This window comes from Acidovorax sp. LjRoot118, from assembly GCF_964253575.1.
Lineage (GTDB): Bacteria > Pseudomonadota > Gammaproteobacteria > Burkholderiales > Burkholderiaceae_C > Acidovorax.
In genome coordinates this window covers 2,055,243-2,071,798 of the sequence record NZ_CAXURB020000001.1, presented here as the reverse complement: position 1 = coordinate 2,071,798, position 16,556 = coordinate 2,055,243, and the positions used below count along the sequence as shown (strand labels likewise).

Here is a 16,556-nt window from a genome sequence, read left to right as displayed (position 1 = left end):
ACAGAATCAATCTGGCAGCACTTCGAAGACGATGAACTGATTGGCCTGCGTGTCGGCGGTGAAATTGTTGTCCGCCGCAAGCACGAGGGTGCGGTGGCCATTGGGCAGGGTCTTGCCCCAGGTGATGGCTTCGATGTTGTCGAGCTTGACGCCCTGGTAGGTGATGGGCATCTCGAGCAGCAGCTTGCGTGTCATGGGCGTGTAGGCGGCCGAGCCCGCCAGGCTGGCCATGCTGGTCACGTTGGTCGTGGCATCGGTGATCTCGGTCAGCACCAGGCGGATGGTGTTGCCGATGCCCGATGCAAAGGCGCGTTCGATCGCGATGAACTTCTTGTTGCCGATGGCCAGAAAGTCCGACAAGCCGTTGTCCGGTCCGAACGGCGCTCCGGCCGGCGCATCCACCGGGATCTTCGGCAACTGGTACGCATACTGTGCCTTGGCCGCGCCGGTGGTCGGGTCCAGGGCCGTCACGCGCACCACGCTGCCGGCCTGCACGGTGGTGAGCGGGCCGTCCTGGATCAGCGCATCCTCATTGGCCACGAACACCGTTCCATCAGGCGCCACCGTCAGCGCCTCGAAGAGCTTGTTGCTGCGCGCGCCAGTGGTGGTGTTGTCCACATAGTTGTAGATCGCCGGCATCTTGAACTCGCGCACGAACTTGCCGGCCGTCGTCATCTCGCGCACGAAGGGCTGGAACAGGGTTGCCGCCGTGGTACCCCAGTTGCCCTCGGACGACCAGTACAGGTTGCCATTGGGCGCCAGGCGGATCGCCTCGGGGTCCACCGTGCGGGCCGATGCGGGAAACGAGGAGCCATCCTCGCGCTGCATATAGGTCTGGCGGTTGACCTTGACCGTCACCGGGCCCGTGGCAGCGTAGTCGATGCTGAGGTTGTAAAAGCGCGGCGTGCCACGCTCGCCACCGCGGTCATCGGAAATGGCCCAGTAGCTGCCATCGGTGGCCTGGTCCAGCCCCGAGATGCCGCCGAACTCGACGCCCTCGAACAGCGTGCCGGTGGGCAGGGACGCGGTGCCGATCAGCCTGAGGGATGCAACGCGGGATTCGCCGTTGTCGTCGTCGCTGCCGCCGCAGGCGGCCAGGGTGGCTGCCGTCAGCGCGGCCAACGCGAACGCGGCAGCCGTGCGGCGCCAGGCGGAGGTGGTGGTGTGAGCGAAACTCATGTTGTGCGTCTTTCTGGGGGATTGAAGGAAAGCAGCACGGGAGGTTGGGGGGCGAATGCGTCAGGTGCGTGACACTCCAAGTCATTGGAGACACATGTTGCTGCGGGGAAACACCGCACATCCAGTACGGGAGCAGCGCGCTGCATCAAAATCAGTTGGTTCCCGCAGTCAACCTTGGATATCGACCGCCGCCATGTTTCAATCGCTGTTGCACCAACACCGCCATGCGGATGAAGATCAGTGCAAGCTGGCGCTGGATTGCGCCTCTTTCGACACCTCGGCTAAAGAACAGGTAGTTTGCATGACTGAACGGCTATCCCTGGTGCTCTGGAGTTGGTACGCAGAAGACGAGTACAAGAACATCCTCGCACTTTGCGAGCTGTGCCAGGCACTCGAATTCCTGGCTTCCAGTGCAGCAGAACAGGCGAACAGCATCCCCAATTGCCAGGCATGCGAGACTTGGTATTCCATGGTCTTGCCGGTCAACGACTACCTTGAAAGTTGCCCCCAGGCCGTTGGTCCGGACGTCAGGCATGCTTTGGCGCGCACGTGGGAAAGCTGCAATGCGATGGATGCAGGCGCCTTGGAATGTGGTGATCCGGATATTTTCAACCACTCCGATTGGGAGCCGGTCAGGAACGACGCCCGTGCGGCGCTCGCGGTGATCGACTGGCCAAGTTTTCGGGCCGATGCGGACAAACTGGTACTTGAGTGCAGGACGGCGCTGTTTTCAATCGGGCGTCGAGAGCGAGGGGGTCCCAGTGCCCAGCCTTGAGAACAGTTCCGGGTACTCCACCACCGCGCCGCTCTCGCACACCTCCAGCACTCCGCTGTACCCCACCGTAGGCGCGTCGTACTGGTAGCGCAGGGCATCCAGCCGCCAGTAGACCTGGGGCAATTCCTGAAGCCGCAACTCCGGAAACGACAGCCAGGCCGCAGGCGCCTTCGCCTCCTGCCCCACCTGCAAGGCCATGCGGCGGATCGCGATCATGTTGGTGGCAGGGCTGAAATTGAGGTCCATGTCCGGGCATGCGCTGACGCTGACGCCGGTATCCGCATCGGGCCCAGCGCCCTGCCCCACCCGCCAACGGCCATCGGCGCCGGGGTGAAAGCGCAAGTCCACTACGCGCCCACCGCAATGGCCGGACACATGGGCGGCCTGCGTCACCCAGCCTGTATCGACGCTGACCGCATAGCCCAGGTCGCACGCCAGCCCTTCTTCATGGAACACCGCCATGCCGTGCAGGTCCCAGCCGCCATCGGCCCGCGGGTAGACGCGGCAGACATCGCTGCCAGTCCCGCCGCCAATGCGGCGCCAGAAGAAGGTGTGTTGCGGTGCGGCGGTCATCGCGACGGTCTGCGGCACAGGGATTCCTCCTGCGATTGAATGCCGGGCGCCGCCACGTTACTGCCTACTGCAGCAGCAAACCCATCTGCATGGCATCATGGTAGATGCCATCGATGCACACGGCCTCGGGCTCGGTGCCCCAGACGGTGAAGCCCAGGGATTCGTACAACGCACCAGCAGCCAGATTGGGCAGGTACATGGTGAGGTGGATGCGGCGCACACCGGCCTGGCGAGCATGATCGACGGCCTGCGCCACCACCAGGCGCCCCAGGCCCTGGCGGCGATGGTCGGGTGCCACGAAGGTGCCCCACAACACAAGCTTGTGGCGCGACGATGCGAAGGGTCCCGACGGGGCTAGCGCAGCGGTGGCGGCGAGAGTTGCGCCGACGAAGGCGCCAAAAACCACGTTCGTCGGGGCACCGAGTTGGTCGCGAAAACCCTGAAGGGGCCGAGCCAGTTCCTCCTGCATGCCAAGGCCCAAGGGCACGGGATTGTCTGCAGCGACCAGGCGGCGCAGCGCGCTGAAGGTCTCGGCATCCTCGGCAGTGAGCCGGCGCAGGATGAATCCATCGCCCGAAGCCATCACGCAGCCACCTGCACCTCTTTGCGCATGAACACGCTGTGCACGTCCGGCGCATAGTCGCCAAACGGCCCGCTCTCCTCATAGCCCATGCGGGCATACAAACCCAGCGCCTCGGGCTGCAGGGGTCCCGTCTCCAACGCAAAACGCGTGCAGCCGCGTGCGATGGCTGCAGTTTCGACAAAGGCCAGCAGTGCCCGGGCCAGGCCCTGGCCGCGCGCTTCGGGGCGCACGTACATGCGCTTGACCTCGCCGCAATCGGCGCCCAGGACCATGGCGCCGCAGCCCAGGGCCACGCCCTGCTCCGAGCGCGCCACGGCGAACAGCACGTGGGGCTGGTCGAGCGCGTTCAGGTCGATGCCGTGGTGGCTCTCGGGTGGGTACAAGGGCTTCTGGAAGGCGTCGAGGTCGTCGATGAGCTGCACCACGTCGGGCTGGCGGGGGGATTCCAATCGGATTTGCATGCCCGCCATCGTAAGGGATCGCACCCCACCGCTGCCTTCAGTTCGCCCGATGCACCCACCAGTAGACGAGCCCCGACGCAAACGCCAACCAGACCAGCACGATGGCCACCGCCGCAGCCCGGCTCCGGGGCCGCTCCAGCACGCTGGCTGCCTTGTCACGTGCCTCCTGCAGCACCGCAGGCGGCAGCATGCGGATGACGAGCAGCAGTCCCAGAGGGACGATGAGCAGGTCGTCCAGGTAGCCGAGCACGGGGATGAAATCGGGGATCAGGTCGATGGGACTGAGCGCGTACGCGGCCACTGCAACGGCCAGGCAGCGCGCGAGCCATGGCGTGCGCGCATCGCGGGCAGCGAAGTAGACGGCGACGACGTCGCGCTTTGTACGGCGTGCCCAGTCTTTGGCGGTGGTCAGGAGGGACATGGCATGCGCAGTATCCCGCATGCGTCCTACTCTTTTCGCAGCGATACGGCCAACCAAAGCTGCGCCCTGCCCTATCCCTGCGTCTTGAGGTACTGCGCGCACATACGGCCCACCACATCGGCAACCGCCTCGAATGGGGGCAGCGCGTTGGCTGAGATGGGCAGCACCACCTCCTCCCTGCTGAGAAAATTATTGCCCTCCTGTTGCCGATACTTGACGAGCAGGTTGGTCCAGAACACGTCCGGCTCCACCTCCACCACGCCGCTGCGGCTGAGCCAAGATTTCGTCTTTGACAGCCGGATGGCGGTGAACTGGTTGTCGTACTCGGCGTACAGGGCCTGCATCGGTATGCGGGGGTCGGCAACGGTGGCCAAATGCTCGAAGATGCCGTGCATGAAAGGCAGGAACCATTGGGAATCCGGGTTGGGCGGTGCGAACGCAGGGCCGTTGAATACTGCACGCGCGCGATCCCACGATGCGCGTTGGGCTGCACCATCGGGGTTGGTGTTCACCTTGGGAGGCTTCTTCGCGGGCACTGCGGTACTCAAAGCGGCCACGCGGGCTTCGTATTCGGTGCCCTTAAACAGGCGTGCATCGGCCGCCAACAACTTGCCTTGCGCGGCCAGCGCCTCGGCCAGGGCGACTGCCACATCCAGGTTGCCAGCGCTCACGGCCAGGCGCAGCGGGGTGCGCCCGCGGGCGTTGGCGGCCGCAGGGTCGAGGCCCCAGACCAGCAATTGGCGGGTGGTGGCTACGGGGTCGCCGTGGCGCATCCAGGCCACCGAGATGCCTGCGCGGCTCAGGTCCAGGCCGTCGACGTCGCCGGCGATGTACATCAATGCGTTGGAGCCTGCGGGATTGGTGGCCAGCACGTTGGCGCCCCGGCCCTTCAGAAACTGCAGCAGCGGCACGCTGCCCATGTAGGCAGCCATAAGCAGCGGGTTGTACATCTCGCGGTGGTCCAGGGCCTCGATGTCGGCGCCTGCCGCGATCAGCATGTCGATGGCCTGGTACACGGCGTCGGCATGCCCAGCCTCGGCATCCTCGCGAAAGGGGATGCTGAAAATCTCGCCGCGCATGTCCCCCAACCCGAGCACAATGCACAGCGCGGGATCCTTGGTCTTGCGGGGATCACCCCCTGCCGCCAGCACCAGGCCCAGCCGCTCCAAAGAGCGCTCACTGGGACCGCTCCACAATTGCTCGCAGCACACGGCCAGGGGTGTGGAATTGCGGTTCTTGCGCTTGTTGGGATCGGCGCCGCGCTCGAGCAGCAGGCGCAGCAAGGCCATTTGTGCATCCACGCGCTGGGCGACAGTGGCCTCGTCAGGACCATCGTAACGCGCCCAAAAGGGATTGCAGGCCCACTGCGATGCGGGGTACTGGGATACGCTGATGCGGTCCGGGTGCAGGCCGGAGCGAACCAGGCGCTCTATCTCGGCAACGATGGTTTCGAACCCGATGTCATGTTCAAGGGTGACGGAGAAAGAAGAGGTGGCCATGTAAAAAGAACGTCAGAAGAAAACTTGCCACTCGCTCGTCAGGCCTTGGCCATCACCGCCAGCTCCTGGTGCAGCAACAGCTCCACCTCGCTGGGCTCGAACTGCGCGGACATGAGCGGTATGGCAAAGCTGTAGGCGGCGCCCTCGCGGCGCAGCACCCAGGCCAGTTGCAGGCGCGCGAGCGACTGGCGCAGGGCCTGGGCGTCGGCCTGCACGCCGTGGCCTTGCAGCAGCCCCGCCAGGGCCACCAGGCTGGTTTCTGCCTGCTGGGCGACGTGGTAGACCACCACGCGGTCGAGCCGGCAGGCGTCGTCGTCGGGCGAGAGGCGGCCCCAGCCGGCCAGGGCGTCCTGCACGGGCTGGGAGGCCAGGGCCTGGTTCAGGTGGCGCGCCTCGATCACGCGCTCGCCGGGCTGCAGGGCCTCCAGGCATTCCTGGCACAGGATGGCGACCAGATTGGCGCGCAGGCCGCTGGCGTCCACCAGGCGCTCCACCAGCGCATCGCCGCCAAAGCCCAGGCGCAGGCGGCGCAGCGGCTCGGTGGCCAGGGCCTTGCAGGCGGGGCGCTCCAGCCCGCCGATGGCCAGCACCTCGCCAAAGTTGCGCAGGGGGCTCTGGTAATCGAGCACGGCCGTGGCGTACAAATCCCAGAAGCCGGCCAGCATGAACCAGCAGCGCCCCTCTTCGCTGAGCGAGCGCAGGGTCGACAGCTGGTGGTAGCCGTGGTTCGACTCGTCGCGAAAGAACAGGTCGGCCTCGTCGATCAGCAGGTACAGGCGCTTGCCGACGTACTTGGCCTGCAGGTGGTCCACGATGGCTTCGAGTGGCGTGTCGGCCGGCAGGCCGAATTGCAGCGCCATGCGCGGCGCCAGCCGGTGGTCGCGCAGCGACACGTAGTGGCACACGATCTGCGGGTGGCCCTGCAGGCGCCGCTGCACGGCCTTGAGCAGGCTGCTCTTGCCCAGTTGGCGCCCGCCGACCACCAGGTAGTTGGCCGGTTCGCGGTTGACCACGCGGGCCAGCAGCTGCTCGCGGCCGAAGAAGGAGCCCTCGCGCGTGACGCCGCCGCGCGTCTGGTAGGGCGAGATGCGCGTCACGCGCAGCTGGGCCGAGAGCAGGCGCAGCAGCACCTGCAGGGGCTGTGCCGACAACAGCCATTCGGTCTGGCTGGCGCTGTCCACCATCACGTGCAGGTTGGCGCCGTCGTCGGTGTGCGCGCGCAGCAGGGGCCAGGGGGTTTCTGTGCCGTGGTCGCAAAGGATGAGCAGCACATCGGTACCGGTCTGCGCGGCGCGCAGCTGGCGCAGCACGGTGGCCTCGTCGAGGCCCGGGGTGGGGACGTAGAGCAGGCAGCGGTCCAGCGAAACCGGCAGGTCCGGTGGAAACTGCCATTCGAACACCGCGCCGGGCAGCGCCCAGTCGCGGCTCGGCTGGCTGCGGGCGGACACGCGCTCGGCCAGCACCGTGGACTGGTCGGCCGGGTCGTCGTGCGCGAACTGCACGGCGCTCTGCCAGTCCCGGGTGCGGATCTCGGCAGCCTCGAGCGTGGCACGCAGACGGCCCACGGTGCGCAGCAACTGGTCGATGCGCGGCAGGCGCGAGACGGGGGTGCGCAGCAGCTTCTCGGGGCGCAACTGGGCCGGGCCGATCAGCGGGTGGCGCAGCACCCACACCACGGCGCCAACGACGAAGATCAGTGCACACCACTTGATGAGGCTGCGCAGCCAGCCAAAAGGCTCGGCCGCTTCCACCGCGGCGATGCGGGCCTGGCGGATGGCATCGGGGTCCATGTCGTCGCCCTTGACGTCCTGGTTGTCTTGGCTCTCGGGGCCGGCTGCACAGCTGATGGGCAGCATGCCCGGGGGCATGGGCGGCTTGCCGGGGCGACAGGTCCAGTGGTACATGTCGGGCGTCATGTGCAGCAGCACCTGCGTGCCGGACAGATTGCCGAGCGCGGGGTCGCTGATCACGTCGGCCTGCAGGCGCAGCGGCCCGGGCGAGGTGACGCGCAGCTTGGGAAAGGGTATCTGCGGCGCGTACTTCTGGATGTCTTCGGGCCAATGGCCCAGCTCCTGGCTGGCCTGCACCAGGGCCACGCGCCACTGCACCAGCTCGCCCCACACGGGGCCAATGCTCTCGGCCGTGCGCACCGATCCGCGGGTGGCCGGGTTCAGGTGCGGCGTGAGCAGCGCGCTACCGATGAACAGCGTTGCGCCTGCGACCATCAAGGCCCTGATCACGGGCCACGTCATCCAGGACCTCAACTGCTCGAGCATGCGGCCTCCAGCACCATCAAGCCCGCATGGCGCACCGTGTCGCAGCGCCAGTGCAGGCGCGCCGCGTCGCCGGTGCCGCGCACGTGGATGAGGTTGCCCCAGAACAGGCGGCGCAGGTCGTCGTCCTGCAGGTAGGGGCGGGCACGGCCCAGGTCGTCGGCCTGCAGCAGGCTGCGCAGGCGCTCGCGCGGGGCGCCCTCCTGCGCCAGCGGCAGAAAGGTCTGCCACAGGCGCGGGCTGCCTGCCAGTTGTGTGCGCAGCGCGGCAGATGAAGCCTGGGTCTCGTTGATGCCCTGCTCCACCAGCCACTGCAGCCCCTCTTCGAACAGCGCGGGGTGGCCGCCGCTGGCGTCGAGCAGGTGGGCCAGCACGGGCAGCGGCCAGTCGTGGCCAGGCCAGCGCTGGCGCGCCAGCAGGGCCAGGTCGGCCAGCGTGGGCTCGGGCCAGTGGTTGACCTGGGCGATGTTGAGCAGCGACATGTCGCCGCTGCGGTACTTGAGGTCGGCCAGCGCCTCGCCGCCGCACAGCAGCAGGTGCAGGCGGCCGCTGTGCATTTCGCTCAGGCTGCGCAGGATGCCGGCCAGCGTTTCGCGCAGCGCGGGCGTGCCCTGCTCGAAGCGGCTGACCAGGCAGAACAGGCGCTCACCGGCCAAGAGGCGCCGCTCCAGCGCGGATTCGAATTCGTAGTCCGACTGCACCTCGCCCAGCCCGCACTGGCGGCCGATGGCGGCGAAGTATTCAGTGGGCGCGGTGCTCACGCTGTAGGGCGGCTGGATGTGCAGCACCGAGGTGGCACCATACTGATGGCGCGCGCGCTGCAGCAACTCGGGCCGAAACGGCGGCTGCCCCCAGTGCGCGGGCGACAGCAGCATGGAGATGGGGTACGGCATGGCCTGAGCGAGCTGGCCGAACAGCCGGGCCTGGAAAGCGCCAAAGGGCTGTTCGCTCTCCGCACCCGTGGCGGCGCCCACGGCCGCGGCAGGTGCCTCCACCTCGGCCTGCAGCGGGAACTCGGGCGCGAAGCCGGCGGCACTCAGCAGGCGGTTGGCCTCGGCCTCGGTCAGGCGCAGGTAGCGGGTGCACGCCACCACCTTTTCGCGCGAACGGGCGTTGGGCGCCGACATGCCGTTGCGCCAGTTGTTCACCGCCTCGCGGCTCAGGCCGATCTCGGTGGCCACCCCCGAGGCACTCGCACGGATGCGGCGCATGTAGAGGGACAAAAGCTCCGGGAACGAATCGTGGGCCATGGATGGTGGGCGGCAAGCCGGCAAGGGGGTTTGAGCAGGGCAACAAAAAGAGGCCGAGGCCTCCAGCAGGCATTGTCTCCTGCGCCAGGGGTGCTGGCGGCCAAAAAACGATGGCATCGGACGCACACCGCGCCCCACAGCGGCCTGGTGGGCACAGGCGACCATCCGATGCCCCCTCACACCAGCCTTTGCACCATGGGCCAGGCCTTGTGGCACGCCAGCCCGCATGCAGCCAGCACCGGGCTGTACAGCACGGCAACGCCCACGATGGTCATCAGCCAGCCAGGCTCCTCGTCTTCGCTGTCTTCCCCGGCCTGGCTTTTTTCTCCCTCCCTCCCGGCCTTTGCGGCCTTGTCCTTGTCCGAATCGGCGTCGCCCGTGACCTCCTGCACCATCACCCCGGCCACCGCCAGCAGCGCAACGCCCAGCACTCCCAGGTAGGCGTACTGCAGCGCCAGGCGTTCCAGCGGATAGAAATAGCCGGCCAGCAGCACGCCCGGCAGCACAAAGAACAGGCGCATCAGCCACCGGTACCAGTCGTAGCCCTCGCCTTTCTCCAGCGCGCCCAGCACCAGCCGGTAGGCCAAGGCCCCCAGCACAAAGATCACCCCACCCCACCATTCGATCTGCGTCAGCATGTGTGTTCTCCCTGGTCAAGAGCCAACGGCGGCGGCTTCACCATCGGTATCGCCATCACCATCGCCGCCATCGCCTTTCAGCTCGCTGTGCGTGCGCGTCGCGTAGTACAGCGGCAGCGCAATGGCCAGCACCAGGCCCAGCCCGAGCCACAGCCACAGGCCCTTGAACAGCAGCACGGCGACCACGGTGAACACCGCTGCGTGCAGCAAGCCCTTGAGGGCCGAGCCCAGCACCACCACGCCGATCACGCCGTCCATGGTGTTCTTGACGCCGTTCTTGCCCATGGCCTTGGCGATCTCGACAAAGGCCTCGGCGGCCTCCTGCGCCTCCTTGCGCTTTTTCGCCTCGTCCTTGGCCAGGCGGGCGACGGAGAGGGGCTTGGCCGGGTCGTGCGCGTCGGCTGCAGCGCGTTCGCCGGGCTCGTCGCCATCGTCCGGGTCGTGTGCGGGCTCGACGATGGTCTGCAGGTGCGGGTACAGCGCCAGAAAATACGAGCGCGGCACCCACTGGCCCTTGTCGAAGTACATGCGCTGGGTTTCACCCACCTGGTCGTAGAACACGTCGAGCACGGCAGCCTGCAGGCCGTGGCCGAACAGTGCGACCAGGGGTGACAGGGGCAGCGGGTCGCTGGTGCCGGTGTCGAAGTTCAGCTGCAGGTAGCCGGGCGTGGCCGTCACCTGCTGGTTGAACCACTCGGCATCCCACAGGTCCGCCAGCGCCACGCCCAGCTTTGCGGCCCAGCGCGTGGCCTCTGCGGTGTTGCCCTCGGCGATGTACTGGTACACCAGCTGGGCGTACTTGAGCCGTATCGAATCTTCGAAGAACAGGTGCAGGGTATGGGCGTTTTGGGACATGGTGGAGTCGGTGTGGCGACCGGGATTGGCTGCGAAGTGGTTGGATTGTTGCCGTGGCGCGTGTGCTGCACCCTCTCCACCTTGTCCATTTGCACACCTGCAGCGCTTGACAGGGTGTCAACCGAACAATGGCGGATGGGTGTTTTGGCACGAGCACCACACCGGGGCCCCGCAAGTCGCCAAGGTTACAAACAGGTGGGTCGCGTCGTGCATACTGGCCCGGCCTACCGGGCCCCTCGCAGCACGCCTGTGCCGCCACGGCCTGCCCCGCAAGGCAGCCATTCCCAACGCATTGCCACCAGCCATCCAGCGCCCGCCGGGCGCGGGGCTGGCGCCGCGTTGGCCGACACAAGAATGAACCGAGGAAGAGAAAACACCATGCTTGCCAAACCCCTGGATGCGCGCCTGTGCGCGACGCTGCTGTCAGGCACCACCTTGCTGCTGGGCCCCGTGGCCGCGCAGACCACGGCCACCCCACCGGCCAAGGCCAGCGCTGCGCGGCAGGCCGCCGGACCCGCCGCCCCGCTGTTTGGCGGCACGCGCGAAAAGCTGGTCGTGGCCATGCCCAAGACCTACGCCAAGAGCGAGACCATGCTCATCTGGGGCGACTACTTCAACCACCTGGCACGCTGCGGCAACCTGGACCTGCAGAACCTGCAGGGCGAGTCGCTGGAGCGCAGCGTGAACATCGACACGTTGGGCGAGAAGGAGCTGATCGACGGCATCATCGCCGGCAAGGTGCAGCTCGCCCAGGTCAACCCAGGCCTGGTGCCGCAGCTGGTGGCGGCGGGCCAGCCCGCCCCCTTTGGCGTGCCGGGCAACAAGGCCAGCGGGCAGCGCAACTCGTACAAGCTGATCCTGATCTCGCGGGTGGACAGCCCCTTCACCAAGCCGCAGGACCTGGTGGGCAAGAAGATCGCGCACACCACGCCCACCTCCAACTCGGGCAACCTGGCGCCGCGCGCCCTGTTCCCTGCGCTGGGCCTGGTACCCGACCAGAACTACGAGGTGGTCTTCTCCAACGGCCACGAGCGCTCGGTGACCGGCGTGATGCACGGCTTCTACCCAGCGGCCGCCGTGGCCAGCGACCTGTACCAACGCATGGTGGTCAAGGGCGACGTGAAGGGGTCGAGCATTCGCACCCTGTGGGAAAGCCCGCCCTTCATGACCGAGACCTGGACCCTGGGCAAGGACGTCTCGCCCGAGGTTCAGGCGCGCGTGACCAAGTGCTCGTACAGCTACAGCTTCTCGCCCAAGCTGCGCCAGCTGCTGCCCGGCAACGACACCTTCCTGGCCATCAACTTCGAGCGCGATTTTGCGACGGTGATGGAGGTCTACAACAAGACCCAGAAGGCCCAGGCGGGCAAGGCGGCCACGGCGGCCAAGCCCTGAAGAGCCACCGATCTGCCGGCCAACTGGTGGGTCATGCTCGGAGGCTGCGCGGCCGTGGCACAGTCTGGGCTCGCTTGCCGGCGGGTACGCGTGGCAACCCACGCCTGTAGAGGCGTTGGGATACATCGCTTTCACCACGACGAAAGGCCCCGCTCTTGACCACTCTTGCTGCAATGATCGCCCGGTTCCTGCTGCGCCACCTGCTGTCGTTCGTGCTGATCTGCGCGGTGCTGCTGCTGGGCCGGTGGGGTTGGGCCGAGTGGCAGGCATACCAGTCATCGCGGGCCGAGATAGGGCAACTGGCGGGGGCCGACCAGCGCATCGCGCGCGATGCAAGCGCCCTTGCCGCCGCCAGCCAGGAGCGCGTGGCCAGGCTATCGTCCGCATCGCTGAGCGCCCTGGGCGAGCGCATCGACGCGGTGGACCAGGAGACCCGGCGCAAGCAGCTTGAGCGACAGAAGGCCAGCGAGCTCGGCCCCCTGCTCAAAGGCCAGCCCATCCTGGAGCACCAGCTGGCAGGCATGCGGCTGGATGCCGAAATCTACCTTCTCGACGCGGAGCGCAAGTACCTGCAGGAACTGCGGCTGCGGCTGCAGGCGACCCAGTCGGCGCAGTCGCGCCGGGCTGAGCTGGAGCGGCTGCGCCTCATCCACCAGGGTGTGTACACGCAATGGCAGGCCGCAAAAAGGGAGCGGGAGGCGCTGGAGCAGAGCCATCCCGTGGCATGCCGGCTGGGCATCGGATCGGCCGAGTACCGCCAGTGCGGGCAATTGAGGGCGCTGCAGGACCAGTTGCTGGCAGACAACCGCCGCGCCGACGGCGACTACCAGCGCCAGTTGGCATTGGTGCAGGAGATACAGCCGCTGCCAGCCCTGCAGGCGTTCGCGCCGGACCGCAGCGAGATAGACGCCTTGCTTGCGCCACTGCGCGAACGGCAGGCGGCGCTGAAGGAGCTGCGTGCCGGCAACTGGTTTGGCAGGCTGTCGGCCCCGCTGCTGGAGATCATGCCAACGGCGCTGCTGATACTGCTGGGTGCCATGCTCACGCCGCTGGCCATCAAGGTGCTGTTTTACTTCGTGCTCGCGCCGCTGGCCGCGCGGCGCCCTCCCGTGCGCTTGCTGCCGGACAGCCTGGGCGAGCTGGCGCTGGAATCAGGCCACGCAGCGGTGTCGCGCGAGGTGGTGGTGGACGCCGGCCACGAGCTGCTGGTACACCCGGACTTTCTGCAGAGCGCATCCATCGCGGGCCATACAGACACCTGCTGGCTGCTCAATCCCCGCTACCCGCTGACCAGCCTGGCATCAGGCATGGTGGCTCTCACCCGCATCCGCGCCGCCGCACCCGCAACCTATGTGGTATCGGCCACGCAGGACGCCCACAGTGAAATCGGCGTGTTGCTGCTGCCCGCGGGCGCGGCCCTGGTGATGCAGCCACACAACCTGGTGGGCGTGCTGCAGCAGCGCGGCATGCCGGTGCGCATCACCTCGCACTGGCGGCTTGGCAGCCTGCATGCCTGGCTCACGCTGCAACTGCGCTACCTGGCGTTCCACGGCCCCGCACAGTTGATCGTGCAGGGCTGCCGGGGCGTGCGGGTGGAACCGGCCGATGCGGGCCGCGCCATCAGCCAGGCGGCGACCATCGGCTTCAACGCGAATCTGGGCTATTCCACGCGCCGGTGCGAGACCTTCATCGCCTACCTGAGTGGCAAGCAGGCACTGCTCAACGATTCCTTCGAGGGCGACCAGGGGTTCTATGTGTACGAGGAGATGCCCCACCCCGGCAAGCACCAGGGCGGCCCGGCCCGATGGCTGGAGGGCCTGGCGGATTCGGTGCTCAAGGTGTTCGGAGTCTGAACCGATGGCCCCAGGCGGGCTGGCCCGGGGGGTGAAGAATCGTCAGTCCCCCTGGAGAGGCACGCGCTGTTCGATGAGCGCATAGGTTTCGGGTGTGAGGATGGATTTGGGCACTGGCAGGCACACGGCGTTGTCCACGAACAGGAACACGAGCGTATCGCTCTCCTGCCGGCGTTTGAAGCCGGCCCACTGCCAAAGGCTGTGGGCCGCATCCGATCGCTGCTCGATGCAGTCGGCCCGTATGTCGAGGGACTGGGGCGCAAGGCAATAGCCGTCGTCCTCGAACATGGCATTCTGGAGCGAACGGGTGCCGCTGCCGACCAGCGCCCAGAAGGCCAATGCACCGACCACGATGCCCACAGCCCCCACCGCCAGATGGCTGCCCATGTCAGGCAACGACTCCAGCCAGCGGAACACGAACACCAGCGGCACGACGGAGGCACCCCACAGCACCAGGGGCAACCACCATCGTCCCGACCCGTCTGCGGCTTTTTCACTGCGCTGATCACTGCTGCCAGCACCACGCCGCAGTTGGGCCTTGGCATTGGCCAGGATGCGTTTTTGCAGATCGACATAGTCGCTGCGCGTAAGGGAAAAGGATTGCATGGGTGCGGCTTGGGGCAATGTGTCACCCCACTATAGGGGGCAACCCACCCGCCGCCCTGCTACGGCGGCCGCAAGCGGAACAATCTCACGGTTGCCGGCAGAATTTGCGCTGTGCCCTCACGCCCCCAGCCGGTCCCGCGTCAACCGCGCCACATCCTTCACCCAGGGCTGCGCCGCCCAGTGCTGCGCGGCAAAGGCGTTGATCTGATCCTGGTAAGTGAGCGACGCGCCGATCACGTCCAGCCCGTCGAGGAACATGCGCCGGTGCCGCTCGGAGATGGTGAACGGTGCGCTGTGGCCCGCCGTGCGCACCTGGCGCTGCTCCACGTCGATCTCCAGGGCCAGCGGGCCGGCGCTGGCGCGGGCCTCGAGCATGAAAGCCTGGGCATCAGGCTCGCTCACCATGGCCAGCAGCAGGCGGTTGTTCATGGCGTTGGAGTAGAAGATCTCGCCAAAGCTCGATGCCACAATGGCCTTGAAGCCGTACTGCTGCATGCCCCACACGGCATGCTCGCGGCTGGAGCCGCAGCCGTAGTTGCTGCCGGCCAGCAGCACGTCGGTGCCGGCAAAGGCCGGCTGGTTGAGCACGAAGTCGGGCCGCGGCTGGCCCGCGCCGTCAAAGCGCAGGTCGTAGAGCAGGCCAGGCGCCAGGCCCGCCTTGTCGATGCCGCGCAAAAACTGCTTGGGCATGATCTGGTCGGTGTCGAGGTTGGCGATGTCGAGCAAGGCGGCCTGGCCGCGCACGGTGGTGTTGTTGTTGTCGGCGGTCATGCAGTCACCTCCAGAGTCCTGACGTCCGTGATGCAGCCTGTGATCGCGGCGGCTGCGGCCATGGCCGGGCTCATCAGGTGGGTGATGGCGCCCCGGCCCTGGCGGCCCTCGAAATTGCGGTTGGTGGTGGAGGCGCAGCGCTGGCCGGGGGCCAGCACGTCGTCGTTCATCGCCAGGCACATGGAGCAGCCGGGCTGGCGCCACTCGAAGCCGGCGGCCACCAGGCGCCCGGCAATGCCCTCGGCCTCGGCCTGGGCCTTCACGGCGCCCGAGCCGGGCACGACCATGGCGCGCACGCCGCTGGCCACCTGGCGGCTGCCGACGATGCGGTCCACCTCGCGCAGGTCTTCGATGCGCGCGTTGGTGCACGAGCCGATGAACACATGCTGCACCGGCACGCCCGCCAGCGGCTGGCCACCGGTGAGCGCGGTGTAGCGCAGGGCCTGCTCGGCGCTGCTGCGCTGCACGGCGTCGGTGATGTCCTCGGGCCGGGGCACGGTGGCGTTGATGGCCATGGCCTGGTCGGGGCTGGTGCCCCAGGTGACGAAGGGGGCCACGGCGCTGGCGTCGAACACATGCTCCACGTCGAACACGGCACCTGCATCGCTGTACAGCGTGGCCCAGTGGGCCAGGGCCTGGGTGCGTACGTCGCCCGTGATGTCCGGGGCCTTGGCCAGCACGTAATCGATGGCAGTGGCGTCGGGGGCGATCAGCGCGCCGCGCGCACCCGCCTCCACCGCCATGTTGCACAGCGTGAAGCGCGCCTCCACCGAAAGCGCGCTGATGGCGCTGCCGCAGAACTCCACCACATAGCCGCGCGCGCCCTGCGCGCCGATGCGGCTGATGACCATGAGGATCAGATCCTTGGCCGTGGTGCCGCTGGGCAGCACCCCATCCACGCGGATGCGCATGTCCTTGGCCAGTCGGTAGACCAGGGTCTGGGTGGCCAGCACATGCTCCACCTCGGACGTGCCGATGCCGAAGCCCAAGGCGCCCAGGGCGCCGTAAGTGGTGGTGTGGCTGTCGCCGCAGATGATGACCATGCCCGGGCGCACCATGCCGTGCTCGGGCGCGATCACATGCTCGATGCCCTGCAGCGGGTCGTTGGTGTCGAACAGCGGGATGCCGTGGCGGTCGCAATTGGCCTTGAGGTTGCTGGCCTGCAGGGCCGAAGGCGGGTCCTGGATGGTGCGCCAGCGCACCGGGTGCGTGGGGATGATGTGGCTCACCACCGCCACGTTCTGCCCAGGCACGGGCACGCCGCGCCCGGCATCGTGCAGGCCGGCGAAGGCCTGGGGGCTGGTGTATTCGTTCATCAGGTGCAGGTCGCAAAAGAGCAGCACGTTCTGTTCGTCCAGAACGGCCACGGTGTGCGATGCCACCAGCTTCTGGTAGAGCGTCGTGGGGGTGGTCATGGTCATCGTTGG

16 protein-coding genes are annotated in these 16,556 nt (G+C 67.4%); 3 read left to right on the top strand and 13 right to left on the bottom strand.

Annotation, left to right across the window (positions count from 1 at the left end):
• Positions 1–6 precede the first annotated feature (6 nt).
• Positions 7–1,179, bottom strand: a complete 1,173-nt coding sequence (locus tag ACSQ9E_RS09670; protein WP_057206858.1) for an esterase-like activity of phytase family protein — start codon at positions 1,177–1,179, stop codon at positions 7–9.
• A 193-nt stretch (positions 1,180–1,372) separates the two neighbouring features.
• Between ACSQ9E_RS09670 and ACSQ9E_RS09665 the strand changes: the two genes are divergently transcribed.
• Positions 1,373–1,954, top strand: a complete 582-nt coding sequence (locus ACSQ9E_RS09665; RefSeq protein ID WP_436217587.1) for a hypothetical protein — start codon at positions 1,373–1,375, stop codon at positions 1,952–1,954.
• Here ACSQ9E_RS09665 and ACSQ9E_RS09660 read toward each other — a convergent pair.
• From ACSQ9E_RS09660 to ACSQ9E_RS09620, 9 genes are all read right to left on the bottom strand, one after another.
• Positions 1,910–2,545, bottom strand: coding sequence for a putative glycolipid-binding domain-containing protein (locus tag ACSQ9E_RS09660; protein ID WP_436217586.1), 636 nt, complete (start codon positions 2,543–2,545; stop codon positions 1,910–1,912). The two genes, ACSQ9E_RS09665 and ACSQ9E_RS09660, sit on opposite strands and share 45 nt — an antisense overlap.
• Positions 2,546–2,591: 46 nt before the next feature.
• Positions 2,592–3,110: a GNAT family N-acetyltransferase gene (locus ACSQ9E_RS09655; protein WP_436217585.1), complete on the bottom strand. Its 519-nt coding sequence runs from the start codon at positions 3,108–3,110 to the stop codon at positions 2,592–2,594.
• Positions 3,110–3,571 (bottom strand): GNAT family N-acetyltransferase, encoded by a 462-nt coding sequence (locus ACSQ9E_RS09650; protein ID WP_436217584.1) that lies wholly within the window; start codon positions 3,569–3,571, stop codon positions 3,110–3,112. The genes ACSQ9E_RS09655 and ACSQ9E_RS09650 overlap by 1 nt, the downstream gene beginning before the upstream one ends.
• A 37-nt stretch (positions 3,572–3,608) precedes the next feature.
• A complete protein-coding gene (locus ACSQ9E_RS09645; RefSeq protein ID WP_436217583.1) occupies positions 3,609–3,992 on the bottom strand; it encodes a YkvA family protein in 384 nt (127 codons plus the stop codon).
• A gap of 71 nt (positions 3,993–4,063) precedes the next feature.
• A complete protein-coding gene (locus ACSQ9E_RS09640; RefSeq protein ID WP_436217582.1) occupies positions 4,064–5,491 on the bottom strand; it encodes an ankyrin repeat domain-containing protein in 1,428 nt (475 codons plus the stop codon).
• A 38-nt stretch (positions 5,492–5,529) separates the two neighbouring features.
• Positions 5,530–7,743, bottom strand: a complete 2,214-nt coding sequence (locus ACSQ9E_RS09635) for an ATP-binding protein (RefSeq protein WP_436217581.1) — start codon at positions 7,741–7,743, stop codon at positions 5,530–5,532.
• An 8-nt stretch (positions 7,744–7,751) separates the two neighbouring features.
• The gene (locus ACSQ9E_RS09630) at positions 7,752–9,014 is read right to left on the bottom strand and encodes a hypothetical protein (RefSeq protein ID WP_436217580.1); all 1,263 of its coding nucleotides are present in this window, start codon (positions 9,012–9,014) and stop codon (positions 7,752–7,754) included.
• Between the two features lie 176 nt (positions 9,015–9,190).
• Complete coding sequence (locus tag ACSQ9E_RS09625; RefSeq protein ID WP_057206874.1) at positions 9,191–9,652, bottom strand: hypothetical protein; 462 nt, start codon at positions 9,650–9,652, stop codon at positions 9,191–9,193.
• 15 nt (positions 9,653–9,667) lie between these two features.
• Positions 9,668–10,507 carry a hypothetical protein gene (locus ACSQ9E_RS09620; protein ID WP_436217579.1) on the bottom strand — a complete coding sequence of 280 codons (840 nt, stop codon included), beginning with the start codon at positions 10,505–10,507 and terminating at the stop codon, positions 9,668–9,670.
• Positions 10,508–10,885: 378 nt separating this feature from the next.
• Between ACSQ9E_RS09620 and ACSQ9E_RS09615 the strand changes: the two genes are divergently transcribed.
• The gene (locus ACSQ9E_RS09615) at positions 10,886–11,899 is read left to right on the top strand and encodes a PhnD/SsuA/transferrin family substrate-binding protein (RefSeq protein ID WP_436217578.1); all 1,014 of its coding nucleotides are present in this window, start codon (positions 10,886–10,888) and stop codon (positions 11,897–11,899) included.
• Positions 11,900–12,072: 173 nt separating this feature from the next.
• Entirely contained in the window at positions 12,073–13,752 is a 1,680-nt protein-coding gene (locus ACSQ9E_RS09610; protein ID WP_436217577.1) for a hypothetical protein, read from the top strand.
• 42 nt (positions 13,753–13,794) lie between these two features.
• On the opposite strand, the gene ACSQ9E_RS09605 is transcribed toward ACSQ9E_RS09610, so the two are convergent.
• From ACSQ9E_RS09605 to leuC, 3 genes are all read right to left on the bottom strand, one after another.
• On the bottom strand, positions 13,795–14,358 hold the full coding sequence (locus ACSQ9E_RS09605) for a YcxB family protein (protein WP_436178724.1): 564 nt from the start codon (positions 14,356–14,358) through the stop codon (positions 13,795–13,797).
• A 117-nt stretch (positions 14,359–14,475) separates the two neighbouring features.
• On the bottom strand, positions 14,476–15,129 hold the full coding sequence (leuD, locus tag ACSQ9E_RS09600) for a 3-isopropylmalate dehydratase small subunit (protein WP_428000408.1): 654 nt from the start codon (positions 15,127–15,129) through the stop codon (positions 14,476–14,478).
• Complete coding sequence (gene leuC / locus ACSQ9E_RS09595; RefSeq protein ID WP_436217576.1) at positions 15,126–16,544, bottom strand: 3-isopropylmalate dehydratase large subunit; 1,419 nt, start codon at positions 16,542–16,544, stop codon at positions 15,126–15,128. The genes leuD and leuC overlap by 4 nt, the downstream gene beginning before the upstream one ends.
• Between the last annotated feature and the right edge of the window lie 12 nt (positions 16,545–16,556).

Excerpts from the sequence above, each read along its gene's own strand:
- ACSQ9E_RS09605 (WP_436178724.1), bottom strand. The coding sequence starts at position 14,358 with ATGCAATCCTTTTCCCTTACGCGCAGCGACTATGTCGATCTGCAAAAA.
- ACSQ9E_RS09620 (WP_436217579.1), bottom strand. The coding sequence starts at position 10,507 with ATGTCCCAAAACGCCCATACCCTGCACCTGTTCTTCGAAGATTCGATA.
- ACSQ9E_RS09670 (WP_057206858.1), bottom strand. The coding sequence starts at position 1,179 with ATGAGTTTCGCTCACACCACCACCTCCGCCTGGCGCCGCACGGCTGCC.
- ACSQ9E_RS09630 (WP_436217580.1), bottom strand. The coding sequence starts at position 9,014 with ATGGCCCACGATTCGTTCCCGGAGCTTTTGTCCCTCTACATGCGCCGC.
- ACSQ9E_RS09655 (WP_436217585.1), bottom strand. The coding sequence starts at position 3,110 with ATGGCTTCGGGCGATGGATTCATCCTGCGCCGGCTCACTGCCGAGGAT.
- ACSQ9E_RS09645 (WP_436217583.1), bottom strand. The coding sequence starts at position 3,992 with ATGTCCCTCCTGACCACCGCCAAAGACTGGGCACGCCGTACAAAGCGC.
- ACSQ9E_RS09625 (WP_057206874.1), bottom strand. The coding sequence starts at position 9,652 with ATGCTGACGCAGATCGAATGGTGGGGTGGGGTGATCTTTGTGCTGGGG.
- leuD (WP_428000408.1), bottom strand. The coding sequence starts at position 15,129 with ATGACCGCCGACAACAACAACACCACCGTGCGCGGCCAGGCCGCCTTG.
- ACSQ9E_RS09615 (WP_436217578.1), top strand. The coding sequence starts at position 10,886 with ATGCTTGCCAAACCCCTGGATGCGCGCCTGTGCGCGACGCTGCTGTCA.
- ACSQ9E_RS09635 (WP_436217581.1), bottom strand. The coding sequence starts at position 7,743 with ATGACGTGGCCCGTGATCAGGGCCTTGATGGTCGCAGGCGCAACGCTG.
- ACSQ9E_RS09640 (WP_436217582.1), bottom strand. The coding sequence starts at position 5,491 with ATGGCCACCTCTTCTTTCTCCGTCACCCTTGAACATGACATCGGGTTC.
- ACSQ9E_RS09610 (WP_436217577.1), top strand. The coding sequence starts at position 12,073 with ATGATCGCCCGGTTCCTGCTGCGCCACCTGCTGTCGTTCGTGCTGATC.
- ACSQ9E_RS09650 (WP_436217584.1), bottom strand. The coding sequence starts at position 3,571 with ATGCAAATCCGATTGGAATCCCCCCGCCAGCCCGACGTGGTGCAGCTC.
- ACSQ9E_RS09665 (WP_436217587.1), top strand. The coding sequence starts at position 1,373 with ATGTTTCAATCGCTGTTGCACCAACACCGCCATGCGGATGAAGATCAG.
- leuC (WP_436217576.1), bottom strand. The coding sequence starts at position 16,544 with ATGACCACCCCCACGACGCTCTACCAGAAGCTGGTGGCATCGCACACC.